Annotated in this window: 12 protein-coding genes and 1 riboswitch; of the genes, 6 read left to right on the top strand and 6 right to left on the bottom strand. The window is 70.3% G+C overall.

Annotated elements, in window-relative coordinates; genetic code table 11:
* Window positions 1-31: 31 nt before the first annotated feature.
* A riboswitch (SAM riboswitch) is annotated at window positions 32-148 on the bottom strand.
* 105 nt (window positions 149-253) lie between these two features.
* The 4 genes from HEB94_RS09130 to HEB94_RS09145 all read left to right on the top strand — a co-directional run bounded on the left by HEB94_RS09130 (window position 254) and on the right by HEB94_RS09145 (window position 4,880).
* Window positions 254-1,774 (top strand): ArnT family glycosyltransferase, encoded by a 1,521-nt coding sequence (locus tag HEB94_RS09130; protein ID WP_192749488.1) that lies wholly within the window; start codon window positions 254-256, stop codon window positions 1,772-1,774.
* Between the two features lie 61 nt (window positions 1,775-1,835).
* Window positions 1,836-2,897, top strand: a complete 1,062-nt coding sequence (locus HEB94_RS09135) for a ketopantoate reductase family protein (RefSeq protein WP_337917547.1) — start codon at window positions 1,836-1,838, stop codon at window positions 2,895-2,897.
* Between the two features lie 58 nt (window positions 2,898-2,955).
* Window positions 2,956-4,218: a sensor histidine kinase gene (locus tag HEB94_RS09140; protein WP_337917548.1), complete on the top strand. Its 1,263-nt coding sequence runs from the start codon at window positions 2,956-2,958 to the stop codon at window positions 4,216-4,218.
* Complete coding sequence (locus tag HEB94_RS09145; protein ID WP_192749489.1) at window positions 4,215-4,880, top strand: response regulator; 666 nt, start codon at window positions 4,215-4,217, stop codon at window positions 4,878-4,880. Before HEB94_RS09140 ends, HEB94_RS09145 begins: the two co-directional genes overlap by 4 nt.
* Window positions 4,881-5,023: 143 nt before the next feature.
* Here HEB94_RS09145 and HEB94_RS09150 read toward each other — a convergent pair whose 3' ends face one another.
* The 5 genes from HEB94_RS09150 to HEB94_RS09170 form a co-directional block, all read right to left on the bottom strand.
* The gene (locus tag HEB94_RS09150) at window positions 5,024-6,085 is read right to left on the bottom strand and encodes a hypothetical protein (protein WP_192749490.1); all 1,062 of its coding nucleotides are present in this window, start codon (window positions 6,083-6,085) and stop codon (window positions 5,024-5,026) included.
* Window positions 6,086-6,200: 115 nt separating this feature from the next.
* Window positions 6,201-7,037, bottom strand: a complete 837-nt coding sequence (locus HEB94_RS09155; protein WP_192749491.1) for a carbohydrate ABC transporter permease — start codon at window positions 7,035-7,037, stop codon at window positions 6,201-6,203.
* Window positions 7,034-7,999 carry a carbohydrate ABC transporter permease gene (locus HEB94_RS09160; RefSeq protein ID WP_192749492.1) on the bottom strand — a complete coding sequence of 322 codons (966 nt, stop codon included), beginning with the start codon at window positions 7,997-7,999 and terminating at the stop codon, window positions 7,034-7,036. The genes HEB94_RS09155 and HEB94_RS09160 overlap by 4 nt, the downstream gene beginning before the upstream one ends.
* A 1-nt stretch (window position 8,000) precedes the next feature.
* Entirely contained in the window at window positions 8,001-9,281 is a 1,281-nt protein-coding gene (locus tag HEB94_RS09165) for an extracellular solute-binding protein (RefSeq protein WP_192749493.1), read from the bottom strand.
* A 188-nt stretch (window positions 9,282-9,469) separates the two neighbouring features.
* A complete protein-coding gene (locus HEB94_RS09170) occupies window positions 9,470-10,150 on the bottom strand; it encodes an EcsC family protein (protein WP_238361471.1) in 681 nt (226 codons plus the stop codon).
* Between the two features lie 294 nt (window positions 10,151-10,444).
* On the opposite strand from HEB94_RS09170, the gene aat reads away from it, so the two are divergent.
* A complete protein-coding gene (aat, locus tag HEB94_RS09175; RefSeq protein WP_337917549.1) occupies window positions 10,445-11,164 on the top strand; it encodes a leucyl/phenylalanyl-tRNA--protein transferase in 720 nt (239 codons plus the stop codon).
* On the opposite strand, the gene HEB94_RS09180 is transcribed toward aat, so the two are convergent.
* Window positions 11,083-11,433 carry a hypothetical protein gene (locus tag HEB94_RS09180; RefSeq protein WP_192749495.1) on the bottom strand — a complete coding sequence of 117 codons (351 nt, stop codon included), beginning with the start codon at window positions 11,431-11,433 and terminating at the stop codon, window positions 11,083-11,085. The two genes, aat and HEB94_RS09180, sit on opposite strands and share 82 nt — an antisense overlap.
* A 175-nt stretch (window positions 11,434-11,608) precedes the next feature.
* Here HEB94_RS09180 and HEB94_RS09185 point away from each other — a divergent pair, with 175 nt between their 5' ends.
* Window positions 11,609-12,487, top strand: a complete 879-nt coding sequence (locus HEB94_RS09185) for an Fpg/Nei family DNA glycosylase (RefSeq protein ID WP_192749496.1) — start codon at window positions 11,609-11,611, stop codon at window positions 12,485-12,487.
* Window positions 12,488-12,625: the final 138 nt, after the last annotated feature.

Below are 12,625 nucleotides of genomic sequence, written 5' to 3' on the forward strand. Positions count from 1 at the left end.
CTCACAGGTCTCGGGGACCCGGTGGGCGTGGGGTCCGCGCTTGCCGCGCCGGTCGGCGCGGCCTGGTCTTCACCCGGGGCACCCCACCGCGGAGGAGGGTTGCCGGCCAGCGAGCCGGGGCTGGCGAGGCGCCGCCACCGCGAAGAACGCGTCCAGTCCGGACGGCTACCGTGCGGTGGTCGAGCCTCCTGCTGGCACTCATGACCGGAAGTCACGGTAACGGGTCGGGAGGGCCTGCGAAACTATGTCTCAAATGTTGAGAGAGCGGTCTGTCATCTGGACAGAACGCGCGACTCTCCGCGCTCGCATCGTTCCGACCTGGGCTTTTGTGCTCGTCGTCCTCGGGCTCACGACAGCCGTCTGGGCGGCACTCCAGTCATCGGCGCCCTACCTCGGGCACGACGAGGCCGTCTACGCGACCAAGGCGCGCTCCTGGCTCACCGACATTCCGGCCTCCCAGTGGGGTCTGCACAGGGCGCCGGGACTCCCCGTGCTCGGTTACGTCGCGCTCACGTTCCACGACGGTGAGCTCGCCGTCCGGCTGGTCGGGTTGGCCCTCGCCCTGGCCGCCTTCGGGCTCTTCTTCTGGACCGCGGCCCGCCTCCTCGGGCCGCGTCGTGGGTTCGTGGTGGCGCTGCTCGTGCTGTCGGCACCCGGTGTCATGCGCCGAGTCCCGGAGTACCTCAGCGACGTCGGCGCCGCCGGCATGCTGGCTGGGATGGCGTACTGCCTCGTCCGCGCACAGGAACGCTCCCGCGGCCACCACCTGGTCGGCGCGGCGGCGTTCGCGCTGGCGGCGTTCTACCTGCGGTACGGCGCCGTCGCGGGCATGTTGGCGCTGGTGCTGGCGGCCCTGCTGGTGTGGGGTCCCCGCCCCTGGCTGGCGCGCGGCCGGGATGTGGCCGGCGCGATCGTGGTGTTGTTCGTCGGGCTGGTGCCCCACCTGGTGGAGGCCGAACGCCTGACCGGTTCGGTGTTCGGCCTCGTCCGCGCGGCCGGGGAGGCCGGCAACCCCGTCTTCTTCGGCGACGGCCTGCGCTACTACCTCTCGATCCTCCCGATCATGATCGCCGGCCCGTGGGGCGGTGTGGTGATGGCCGCGGGTGTGGTCGGCGCCGTCCTCGCCGGCTGGCGGCTGCTGCGTGCACGGACGAGCCGAACCCGTGGCGGCGGCGGTGGTCGCCAGGTCACGGCGGCGCGTCCGGAGGACCGTCGGACGGTCTTCGTGGTCCTCGCCGCCGTTGCGCTCGTGGTGATGCTGGGGCTCACCGCGCACGGCGAGCCGAGGTTCGTGTTCCTGTCGGTCTTCCTGCTGCTGCTGGCCGGCGTCCAGACCCTCTCGACGTGGGCGGGCCGTAGGTCGGCGGTGCTGCTGGGCGCTCTCGCCGTGGTGGCGGTGGCCACGATGCCCGTGAGCGCCCGGCTGCTGATCGACAACCAGCTGATCCCGGTGAGCCGCGAACGCGCGTCGGTGGCGCTCGCCGCGGCGGCGGTGCGGTCCTCGGAGTCCGCGGGGCCGTCCGCGCCCTGCGTGGTGGTGGCGCAGGCGCCGCCGGAGGCCGGGTGGTACTCCCGCTGCGCCACGGCGAACCTGCGCCAGGCCCGCGCGGGAGACCTGCCACCGGGTCCGGTGTCGTACCTCCTCTTCGAGCACGGGCAGGGCCAGCCCACCGAGGCAATGGTCCGGAAGCTCGCGCGGGGTCGCCCGGTCCGTACGACGGACCTGCCGGCAGCCGGCACGCTCGGGCGCGCCCGGATCCTCACGGTGGGGTGAGAGTCTCACCTCCGGCCGGGCACGCTTGGCGAACGCCGCGCCCACTGGCAGGCTCGGGTCCGTGGCCCTGGACCAGTCCGAATCCCCCGCGGTCGGCTCGCCCGCACCGCTCCCCGACATCCGTCGTTTTGTCGTCTACGGCGCCGGCGCCATCGGGGGCGTCCTCGGTGCCCGCCTGTTCGCCGCCGGTCACGACGTCGTGCTGATCGCGCGTGGTGAGCACCTGGCCGCGATCCGTGCCGACGGGTTGCGGGTCGACTCGCCTGACGACTCCCAGACGCTGCGCATCCCGGCCGTGGAGCACCCCAGTGAGATCGACTGGCGGCCCGGTGACGTGGCGCTCCTCGCGATGAAGAGCACCGGTACCGAGGAGGCACTGCGCGCCCTGGCCGCCGTCGCCGACCCCGGCACGCCGATCGTGGTGGTCCAGAACGGCGTCGCCAACGAGCTCGCCGCACTGCGCCACTTCGCCAACGTCTACGGCGTCCACGTGAGGTTCCCGGCCACGCACCTGACGCCCGGCGTCGTGGAGGCGCAGTCGGCACCGGTCACCGGGATCCTCGATCTAGGGCGCTACCCCGACGGGGTCGACGACATCGCCGAGCAGGTCGCGGCGGCGTTCCGGTCGGCGACCTTCCTCTCCGAGGCCCGACCCGACATCATGCGCGGCAAATACACCAAGCTCCTCGGCAACATCGGCAACGCCGTCGACGCGCTCTGTGGCGGGCGGGGCGAGGACATCTCCCCGGTCAACAAGCTGATCCGGGAGGAGGGTCGGGCCGTGCTGGAGGCCGTCGGCATCTCCTACCTCTCCTTCGACGACGACCGGGAACGCCGTGGCGAGGCGATCCGCACGCGCCCGGTGAACGGAAAGGCGCGCACCGGGAGTTCCTCCTGGCAGAGCCTCGCCCGGGCGACCGGCTCCATCGAGGCCGACCATCTCAACGGCGAGATCGTGCTGCTGGGCCGGATCCATGGCGTACCCACCCCGGCGAACGAGCTCGCCCGCCACCTCGCCAACCGCGCGGCCCGCGAGGGCACGCCGCCCGGATCGCTGTCGGTCGCGGAGTTCCTGGCACTTCTGTCCAAAGCCGGCTCCGGAGCCGTACTCCCCACGGCGTAGGCGGGCTGACCCCCTGCGACCGATGCCTGGACGCCGGGGTGTGGCCTAGCGTTCCTCCGTGACCACACCGCCCGTCGGCCCCGGGTCGGCTCCCGCGAGCCGGCGCTCGGCCGCGCCCGAACGTGGTCCGATCGAGTGTGACCCGGCCGGAGCGGGCGAGGCGTGGTGGCACGGCTGGCATTCCTGGCCGGTGAAGCTGCCGCTGGTGCTCGCGGTGGTCCAGGTCTTCGGCACGCTCGGCGCGGCCAGGCACCTGGGCGCCGCTCCGGAGCCGGTCGCCCCGCTGGCGATTGTCCTGCTGGTGGCCGGGCCGGCGGCACTGGTCTTCCGCCACCACCGGATCGTCGCGGTCCTGTGCTTCCTGATGGCGCTCACGCTCGCCTACCTCGGGCTCGGCTACCCGCTCGGGCCCTTTGTGTTCAGCCCGATCATCGCCCTGATCGAGGCGGTCCGGCAGCGACACCGGCTGGTCGCCTGGGTGAGCGCCGGGGTGCTCTACTTCGGGCACCTGGCGATCGGCTGGCTGAGCGGCGCCGACGCGGGTCCGTCCCTCGTCAAGGCGGTGATCGTCGCCGGCTGGCTGCTCGTCGTCCTGATCGGCGCCGAACTGACCCGGATCCGCGTCGAACGAGTGGAGGAGAGCCGCCGCGCCCGGGCCGCCGAGGCCGCCGGGCGGGTGACCGAGGAACGGCTGCGGATCGCCCGGGAGCTGCACGACGTGGTGGCCCACAACATCTCCCTGATCAACGTGCAGGCAGGGGTCGCGCTACACCTGATGGACGCCCAACCCGAACAGGCTCGGACCGCGCTCACCGCGATCAAGCAGGCCAGCAAGGAGACGCTGGTCGAGCTACGGTCGGTGCTCGGCGTCCTCCGACAGGTCGACGAGTCCGGCCCTCGCCACCCCGCGCCCAGTCTGCGCCGGCTCGACGACCTCGCCGCCCGGACCCGTCAAGCCGGCCTTGACGTACGGGTCTCCGTCGGAGGACGACCGGTGCCGCTGCCCTCCAGCGTCGACACCGCCGCCTACCGCATCGTGCAGGAGGCGCTGACGAACGTGCTGCGCCACTCCGGCGCGCGGACGGCCTGGGTGCGGGTGGACTACGGCGGGCGGATGCTCGTCGTGGAAGTCGTCGACGACGGGCTCGCCGTGGCTTCCGGTCTGCCGAACGCGAACCCGAACGACGGCTCGACCGGCGGCAGCGGGCTCGCGGGCATGCGCGAACGTGTGACCGCCCTCGGCGGCGACCTCGTCGTCGGACCCGTGCCAGGCAAGGGTTTCCGGGTGTACGCCGAACTCCCACAGGAGGGAGCACCATGATCCGGGTGCTGCTCGCTGACGACCAGGCGCTGGTGCGGGCCGGGTTCCGTTCCCTGCTGGACGCCGAACCCGACATCGAGGTCGTCGCCGAGGCGGGCGACGGAGACCAGGCCGTTGCCGGGACGGTCGCGCAACGGCCCGACGTCGTCCTCATGGACATCCGGATGCCCGGCGTCGACGGGCTGGAGGCGACCCGCCGGATCGTCGCCGACCCCGACCTCGCCGGGGTGCACGTCGTCATCCTCACCACCTTCGACCTGGACGAGTACGTCTTCGAGGCGCTGCGCACCGGCGCGAGCGGCTTCCTCGTCAAGGACACCGAGCCCGTCGAACTCCTGCGCGGCGTCCGTGCGGTCGCCTCCGGCGACGCGCTCCTGTCGCCCGGAGTGACCCGCCGGCTCATCGCGGAGTTCGCCAACCGGTCGAAGGAACCCGTCGTCGGGGCCGACCTCGAGGTGCTCACCGACCGCGAACGCGAGGTGCTCGCGCTGGTCGCCGAGGGACTGTCGAACGACGAGATCGCCGCCCGGCTCGTGGTGAGTCCCGCGACCGCGAAGACGCACGTGAGCAGGGCGATGATCAAGCTCGGCGCGCGTGACCGGGCGCAGCTGGTCGTCTTCGCCTACGAAGCCGGACTCGTCCGCCCCGGCTGGCTCAGCTAGCGCCGCACGGCGTCCCGCATCCACGCCGGCTACGTTGTCGTCGTCACCAACAGGACACCGCTGTTGGCTCCTCCTCCGCCTTGCCGGCGCGGCGCGGATACACCGCGCGTGGCGTCCCACATCCAGGCCGGCGCGGCGGGTTGTCAGCCTCGGCGTGGTGGAACCCAGCCGGGTCGCTCCGGACCTCCGGAGGGGTTCGGCTGGGGTCGTTGCCCCGACCCGCGCGGACCGGGTCCCGGCGGCTGGTGAACCGGTGGCTGGTGTGACTGGGGCGCGGGCGCGACCTCGTCGTAGGCCACCCGCTCCTCGCTGGCCTGCGGCCGGACCAGCCCCGCGACCTCACGGACGATCTGCTGCGCCGCCTGCATCGTGGCGGCGCCGACGTCGCCGAGCCTGGCCAGCCCGTCGGCCCGGATCGCCTTGTCGTAGGGGACCCGCACGAGCGCGGCGAGGCGGCCACGCACGGTGTCGAGTTCGCCCTGCATCCACTTCGGCGGGTCGGTTCCCGCGACGTTGACGACGACGGCGATCATCCGATCGATCGGCAGGCCGTCCTGGGCCAGCACCGTCACGAGCCGGGCGAGCGCCGTCGCCCCGAACCCCGTCGCCGCGGTCACCAGGACGGGTACGGCGTCCGTGCGCCGGGCCCACAGGTCCAGCACCGACGGCCGGGCGGCGTTGCGGGCCGCGACATGTGCCGCGGCGAGGGGAACCGCGGTGTCGACCACGCCGGCGAACCAGCCACCGGTCTGGAGCAGTTGTGCGTACCAACGGGGGTCGTCGGGCACCGAGACCGGTGGCCGCGTCCACGGCCGTACGTCGGCGAGGACGTCGTAGCCGGGTCCGCCGGCGGCGTCGGTGCCCATGTCGGGCAGGTCGTCCTTGCGGAGCCGGCCGAGGGGGACGCCGCGGCGGACGACGGCGGTCTCGAGGGCGGCGAGGTCCAGCGGACGTCCGGGTGGGCTGAGCACACCGGGCAGCCCGACCGCCTCGTCACGGGCGACCCCGACGCCGAGCCAGTCGGCCCACGGCGACGCGGCCCGCGGCGAGGTGTCCACCAGTACCGTGCGGGTGGTCGGCGCGAGCGCCTGCGCGAGCAGACCCGCCAGCGTGGAGCGGCCACTTCCACCCGAGGCCGCGAAGACAGGCACCAGGGCCCGCACGCCGTGCGGGAGGAGCAGGGCCTGTGTACCGCGTTTCCTCACACTGGCTGAGGATAGTCAGTCCGTGAAGCGAAGGAGCGGCCGGCGAAGATCTCGCCGGCCGCTCCCAGGCCCAACTCGCTGACCAGCCCGGCCGGGCCGATCAGGTACGCGTCGACTACTGCTTCACCGCACCCGCCGCGAGGTCGGAGAGGAACTGCCGGGCCCCGAGGAAGAACACGATGATGAGCGGGATCACCGCGATCAGTGTCCCGGCCATCACCATGCTGTAGTCGGTGATGTAGAGCCCGTTCAGCTGGGAGAGCGCGACCTGCAGGGTCTGCCGCGCGGGGTTGGTCAGAACGACCAACGGCCAGAAGTAGTCGTTCCACGAACCGATGAACGTGAAGATGCCGAGGAACGCCAGCGCCGGCCGCAGCAGCGGCACGGCCACGTGCCAGTACTGCCGCCAGTAGCTGCACCCGTCGATCCGGGCGGCGTCCAGCAGTTCGGTGCTGATCGCGCCCTGGGCGTACTGCCGCAACAAGAAGATCCCGAACGCGTTGACGGCACCGGGGACGATCAGCGCCTGCAGCGATCCCACCCAGCCGAAGTTCGCCATGATGACGAACGACGGGACCGTCGACAGCTGCGCCGGAACCATGAACGTCGCGAGCAGGATGACGAACAGGATGTTCTTGCCCGGGAACTCGTACTTCGCGAAGGCGAACGCCGCGATCGAGTCGAAGAACATCACCAACACCGTCGTCAGGACCGCCACCACGAGGGTGTTGAAGGTCGCGCCGAGGACGTCGATGCTGTCAAACACCTTCTGGATGTTCTCCAGCAGGTGGGTCCCGGGGACGAGCGCCGGTGGGAACTTGAAGATGTCCTGGGTGGTCCGGCTGGCCATCACGAACATCCAGTAGAACGGGAAGATCGAGAGGGCGACACCGAGCAGGAGAACGACGTGCGTGAGCGTCGACCTGAGCCGCTGCGCGAGGACGGGGTTCATGCGCGCACTCCCTTCGGGCCGCGCTCGCCGCGCCCTTGGACCAGGCGCCAGTTGATCAGCGAGAACGCGATCATGATGACGAACAGACCCCAGCCGATCGCCGCGCCGTAGCCGAACTGGTTGTTCACGAATGCCTGCTCGTACAGGTAGAGCACCATCGTCTGGCCCTCGTTGCCGGGCCCGCCGCCGTTACCGACCAGGACCTGCGGCTCGGTGAAGAGCTGCATACCGCCGATGGTCGAGGTGATGACGGTGAAGAGAATGATCGGCCGCAGCATCGGGACGGTGATGCGGAAGAACACCTGCCGCAGGCTCGCGCCGTCGACCCGCGCCGCTTCGTACAGCTCCGTCGGAATGGCCTGCAGGCCAGCGAGATAGATGATCGCGTTGTAGCCGGTCCATCGCCAGACCACCATCGCCGCGATGGAGAACTTGATTCCCCACGGCGTGTTCAGCCACTCGATGGTGTCGAGGTGCAAGGAGCTGAGGAGTGCGTTCGTCAGACCGAACTGGTTGGCGAAGATGGAGCCGAAGATGATCGCGATCGCCACGATCGAGGTCACGTTCGGAATGAAGAACGCGATCCGGTAGGCGCTGCGGCCGCGAATCTTCTGGTTCAGCAGGAAGGCGATGACTAGGGCGAAGAACAACATCGGGATCGTGGAGATGAACCAGATCTCGAAGGTGTTCAGGATCGACTTCCAGAACGTCGGATCGGACAGCATGAACTGGTACTGCGCCAGCCCGACGAAATGCATGTCGCCGATGCCGTTCCAGTTCTGGAACGACAGGTAGAAGGAGAACAGGATCGGGAAGAGCCCGAAGATCGCGAACAGGATGTAGAACGGCGAGATCGCGAGATACAGCGAGAACAACTCCGACTTCGACCGGCCCGCGTGCCGGCGGGCGGTCGAACCCGGCTCGCCGGCGGAGGCCGGGGCGGCGAGAGGCGTCGTGGTCATGTCAGATCAACCCCAGGTGCGAGAGCTGCCGGTCGACCTCGACGAGTGCGTCCCGCCAGGCGACCTCCGGGTTCTTGTCTGCGCTCCAGACGTTGGTGAGCTGGTCGAGGAAGGCCGGCTCGATCACGTTGTCGTACGGGCTCAGATAGACCGGCTTCACCGCCTTGGCCGAGGTGGCGAAGACCTCGTTGACGACCTGGCCGCCGTAGAGCTTGACCTCCTGCATCGCGCGCTGGTTCTCGATGGCGGAGATGGCCGCGGGGTAGAGCTGGATCTCGTTCAGGCCGTAGACGAGCTGGTTCTCCGGTGACTGGAGGTACTTGATCACCTCGAACGCCGCCTCCGGGTCGCGGCACGCCTTCGGGATGGCGAGGAAGGACCCGCCCGCGTTGCCGGCGCCGCCCGGCGCGCGGCAGACCCGCCACTTGCCAGAGGTGGTGCTGGCCGCCGCGTCGGAGAGGATCTGGCCCGCCCAGACCGCACCGACGAAGCTCGCGATCCGGCCGGAGGACAGGCCGGCGTTCCAGTCGTTGCCGAAGTCCGCCGCGTTGGCGGTGATCTTCCGCTTGTACGCGTCCACCGCGAGGTCCCACGGCTTACGGACCTGCGGCCCTTCGCCGATGAAGTTGTTCTTGGTGTCCATGTAGAGCTTGGCCTGCTGGGAGGTGGCCTGGTCGTAGATCATGTTGACGCTCGTCGCGAGGGCGACGTCCGGCGTCGCCTTCCGCATCGTCGATCCCGCCTCGAGATAGGCCTCCCAGGTGGCCAGGTGCTGCGCCACCTCGTCCGGCTCGGTCGGCAGGCCCGCCTTCTCGAACAGGTCGGCCCGGTAGAAGAGCGCGGTCGGCCCGGTGTCCATCGGGAAGCCGACCATCTTGCCGTCGGGTGTGACGCCGCGTTGCCACTTCCAGTCCAGGTACTCCGACTGGACGTCCTTCGCGCCGAGCGTGTAGAGGTCGACGAACTGGTCCGCGTCCGGGAAGTACGTCGCCACGTCGTCGTTGAGTCCGACGACGTCGGGAATGTAGGCCTTGCCCGCGAGACTGGTGAGGAACTTCGACTTGTAGTCGCCGCCGATCTTCTGCGGCACGAGCTTGACGCCCGTCGCGGCTGGCGTCTTTGCTAACAGGTTGTCGCTGATCGACCGGTTCCAGTACCAAAGGCTCAACGTGCCGTCTGGGGTCAGATAGGAACTCCGGCTACAACCGGAGGTACCCAGGATTGCGGTGCCGAGGAGTCCCGAGGCCGCCGCGGTGAGGAACGCGCGTCGGGTGGGCGCCATGGTTCACCTCGTTTCAGTCGCTCTGCGGGATGTGTTGACGCCCACGGGAGTATGACTCCGAGCAGGCCTAACTCACTTCGCCGATCGAGGTGTGGTCGTCGAAGCGTTTCCGCAGCGTAAACGCTGACCGAATCAGGCGGAAGGCGCTTGCCGTTTCCGGACTTCTTTCACAAGGACGAATGTCCTACTTATGCCGAACGGCGCGGGGGAAGCTCACTCTGCGCGTACCGACCCACGCGATACGTCGCGACCGCGTCGACCACGGCGCCGACACCGCCACCCAGCAACGGGATGCGCCGGCCGACCGTCAGACCGAGCCGCTTGCCACCCACCTGGGTGGCCAGGACGGCACCGAGCTCACCCGCGACACGGTTGTCGAGCTCGGCGTCGTGCACCGGGGCGGTCGCCATCGCAAGTGGGGTGGAAGGCAAGGTGCCCTTGCGTACCAGCTCTTCCACGACCTCATCGCCCAGGAGGCACGCGGTCACCGCGGTTCGGACACGCGGGTCGGACAGATCGTAGCCGCGCAGATGGGCGATGGCCGCCACCATCCGGGCCTGGAGGACCGCGAGGCCGGTGACGTTGGCCGGAAGAGCGATCGGGAGGACGGCGAAACCGCCGAGGCTCGTCACGAATCCCTGGGCGCCGGCGAGCCGGACGTGCTGCTCCACGACCTCGTTGGCCGCGCGTACGGGATCGCCGTCGTGGCGGGCGAGTTGGCGTTCGGCGACGGCCAGGGCGCCGGAGAACCGGCCCCGTCCGTCGATGGCCGCGTCGAGAACGTTACGGAAGAGGCCCGCGGCGGCACGTGGTGTCACCTGACGGGCCATCGGCGCGAGGCTGCGCGCCACCATCTTTCCAACGGCCATGGTGCACCTGTCCCATCCGAAGGGGAATCTGACCGAAACGATACGTCGTTTCGTGCCTGTCCGGGTCTCTGTCCGGATCTTGCCGTTCGTTCCCTCCTACCCATGAACTGCGGAGAGCCGATCCGCGGTTCCCCGCGATCTGGTCATGAAGGTCGACGGGCTCCATCTGACGGGCTCCATCTGACCCACTCCGTCCGACCGCCAGCCTTCATGAATCATGGACGGGGTCACGAAGTACCGACGTGGCCACCCCTCCGGGCGGCGCGAAGCCGTCCGCTTCGGCAGGATGGTCCTGTGCCGACCGAGCTGCCACCCACCCGCTGGGAGTTCCCGTCTCCAGAGCTTGCCGGTGACGAGGACCTGGTCGGCGAGGGCGCCGACCTCGAGCCCGCGACGATCCTGGCGGCCTACCAGAAGGGCATCTTCCCGATGCCGGTACGCCGAGGGCCCGGCCAGGTCACCTGGTGGTCGCCGGCCCAGCGCGGGGTCCTCCCCATCACCGGGCTTCGCGTCTCGCGCTCGCTGCGCCAGTCCTGCCAGCGCTTCACCGTCCGGATCAACACCGTCTTCGACGAGGTCATCCGCGCCTGCGCCGACCCGGGCCGGCCGGGGGGCTGGATCACCCCGGAGGTCCGGGCCGCCTACATCCGGCTGCACGAACTCGGCTGGGCCCACTCCGTCGAGGCCTGGACGCCCGACGGCCGGCTCGCGGGTGGGCTGTACGGGCTCGCGATCGGAGGCCTGTTCGCGGGCGAGTCGATGTTTCACCGGGAACGCGACGCGTCCAAGGTCGCCCTCGTCGGGCTGGTCGACCTCCTCGGCAAGGAACCCGACGCGGAGCGGCGCCTGCTCGACCTGCAGTGGCGGACGCCGCATCTGGCCTCACTCGGCGCCCTGGAGATACCGCGGTCGGACTACCTCGAGCGGCTCGCTCAGGCGCTGCGGCTTCCGGCGCCGGCGGCGTTCGGTGGACCCGCCGACCTGCGGTGGGCCGGGAACGGCGACGGCGCGTAGCCCGTGGAGTAGGGCTCCGCGCTGCTCGCGTACGTGTGGGACCCGGTCTGGGCCTGCTCGGCGCCGCGGGCGAGAACGTCGCACATGAGCGGGACGTCACGCGCCCGCATCCGGAAGGTGCCGACGCAGGTGCCCTCACGCCAGAGGGACAGGACCAGGAGTCCCTCCGGTCCGGCCTGTTGGTGCCAGTTGACCCGGAGAGACCGGTCGTCACCCCGGGCATCCAGGAACACCTCGCCGTGAACGGGCAGGGTGGTGACGTCGGACATGGGTTGATCATGCCTTGAAGTCCGTGCCCCGAACAGCCCCCTCCGACCGGTTGCGGTCCGCGTCACGCTCGGAGGGACCGCACGGACCGGGGTGAGCGGTCCGTTCTGCCCGCATCCGGGCACATCTGTTCTCATCCGCTGGTACGGCACTTGCGCGGCGCGGCAGGATATGGCCATGCCCGAGCTGCCCGAGGTGGAGGCGCTCGCCGACTTTCTCCGCGAGGAGGCCGTCGGCCGCTCCGTGACGCGCGTCGACGCGGTGGCGATCAGCGCCCTGAAGACCTTCCAGCCCCCGATCACCGATCTCGTCGGGCGGACCGTGACTGCCGTCGGGCGGCACGGCAAGTTCCTCGACCTCACCATGCACGTCGACGGAGCCGACGACCTGCACTTCGTCACCCATCTGGCCCGGGCCGGCTGGCTGCGGTGGAGTACGTCGCTCGCCGACAAGCCGCCGCGACCCGGTAAGGGACCGCTCGCCCTGCGTGTCCACCTGGGCGACGGTGTCGGCTTCGACCTCACCGAGGCGGGCACCCAGAAGCGGCTCGCCATCTACGTCGTACCCGACCCGGCCCTCGTCCCCGGTGTCGCGCGCCTCGGCCCCGACCCGCTCGGCTCCGACTTCACCGCCGAACGGCTCGCCGAGATCCTGCGCGCCGCCGGCCGGTCCCAGCTCAAGGGCGTGCTGACCGACCAGGCCAGGATCGCCGGCATCGGCAACGCCTACTCCGACGAGATCCTGCACGCCGCCCGGCTCTCACCGTTCAAACCGGCCAACGGCCTGTCCGAGGAGGACAACGCCGGGCTCTACGCCGCGATCCACGGTGTCCTCACCGACGCCGCCGGCCGGGCCCGTGGCCTCGCGGCCAAGGAACTGAAGTCGGAGAAGAAGACCAACCTCGCGGTGCACGGCCGGACCGGGCAGCCGTGCCCGGTGTGCGGCGACACCGTCCGTGAGGTGTCCTTCGCCGATTCGAGCCTGCAGTACTGCCCCACCTGCCAGACCGGCGGCAAGCCCCTCGCCGACCGGCGACTGTCCAGGCTGCTCAAGTAACCCGTCCGGGCCGCTCACGTGCCCGTCTCCGGCCGTGAGCGCCCGCACCGGCTCGGGTGGCCGGCGGAACTCTCGGCGTACCCGTCCGGGTCGTCCCCACGTTTTACGCCTTAGGGTGACAGGCGGCATTCTCGAGGC

This window comes from Actinopolymorpha pittospori, assembly GCF_014873875.1.
GTDB lineage: Bacteria > Actinomycetota > Actinomycetes > Propionibacteriales > Actinopolymorphaceae > Actinopolymorpha > Actinopolymorpha pittospori.

What these genes read in the sequence shown, in the direction of transcription:
- HEB94_RS09160 (WP_192749492.1), bottom strand. Translation starts at nt 7,999, where the DNA reads ATGACCACGACGCCTCTCGCCGCCCCGGCCTCCGCCGGCGAGCCGGGT.
- HEB94_RS09155 (WP_192749491.1), bottom strand. Translation starts at nt 7,037, where the DNA reads ATGAACCCCGTCCTCGCGCAGCGGCTCAGGTCGACGCTCACGCACGTC.
- HEB94_RS09130 (WP_192749488.1), top strand. Translation starts at nt 254, where the DNA reads ATGTTGAGAGAGCGGTCTGTCATCTGGACAGAACGCGCGACTCTCCGC.
- HEB94_RS09180 (WP_192749495.1), bottom strand. Translation starts at nt 11,433, where the DNA reads ATGTCCGACGTCACCACCCTGCCCGTTCACGGCGAGGTGTTCCTGGAT.
- HEB94_RS09185 (WP_192749496.1), top strand. Translation starts at nt 11,609, where the DNA reads ATGCCCGAGCTGCCCGAGGTGGAGGCGCTCGCCGACTTTCTCCGCGAG.
- HEB94_RS09165 (WP_192749493.1), bottom strand. Translation starts at nt 9,281, where the DNA reads ATGGCGCCCACCCGACGCGCGTTCCTCACCGCGGCGGCCTCGGGACTC.
- HEB94_RS09170 (WP_238361471.1), bottom strand. Translation starts at nt 10,150, where the DNA reads ATGGCCGTTGGAAAGATGGTGGCGCGCAGCCTCGCGCCGATGGCCCGT.
- HEB94_RS09145 (WP_192749489.1), top strand. Translation starts at nt 4,215, where the DNA reads ATGATCCGGGTGCTGCTCGCTGACGACCAGGCGCTGGTGCGGGCCGGG.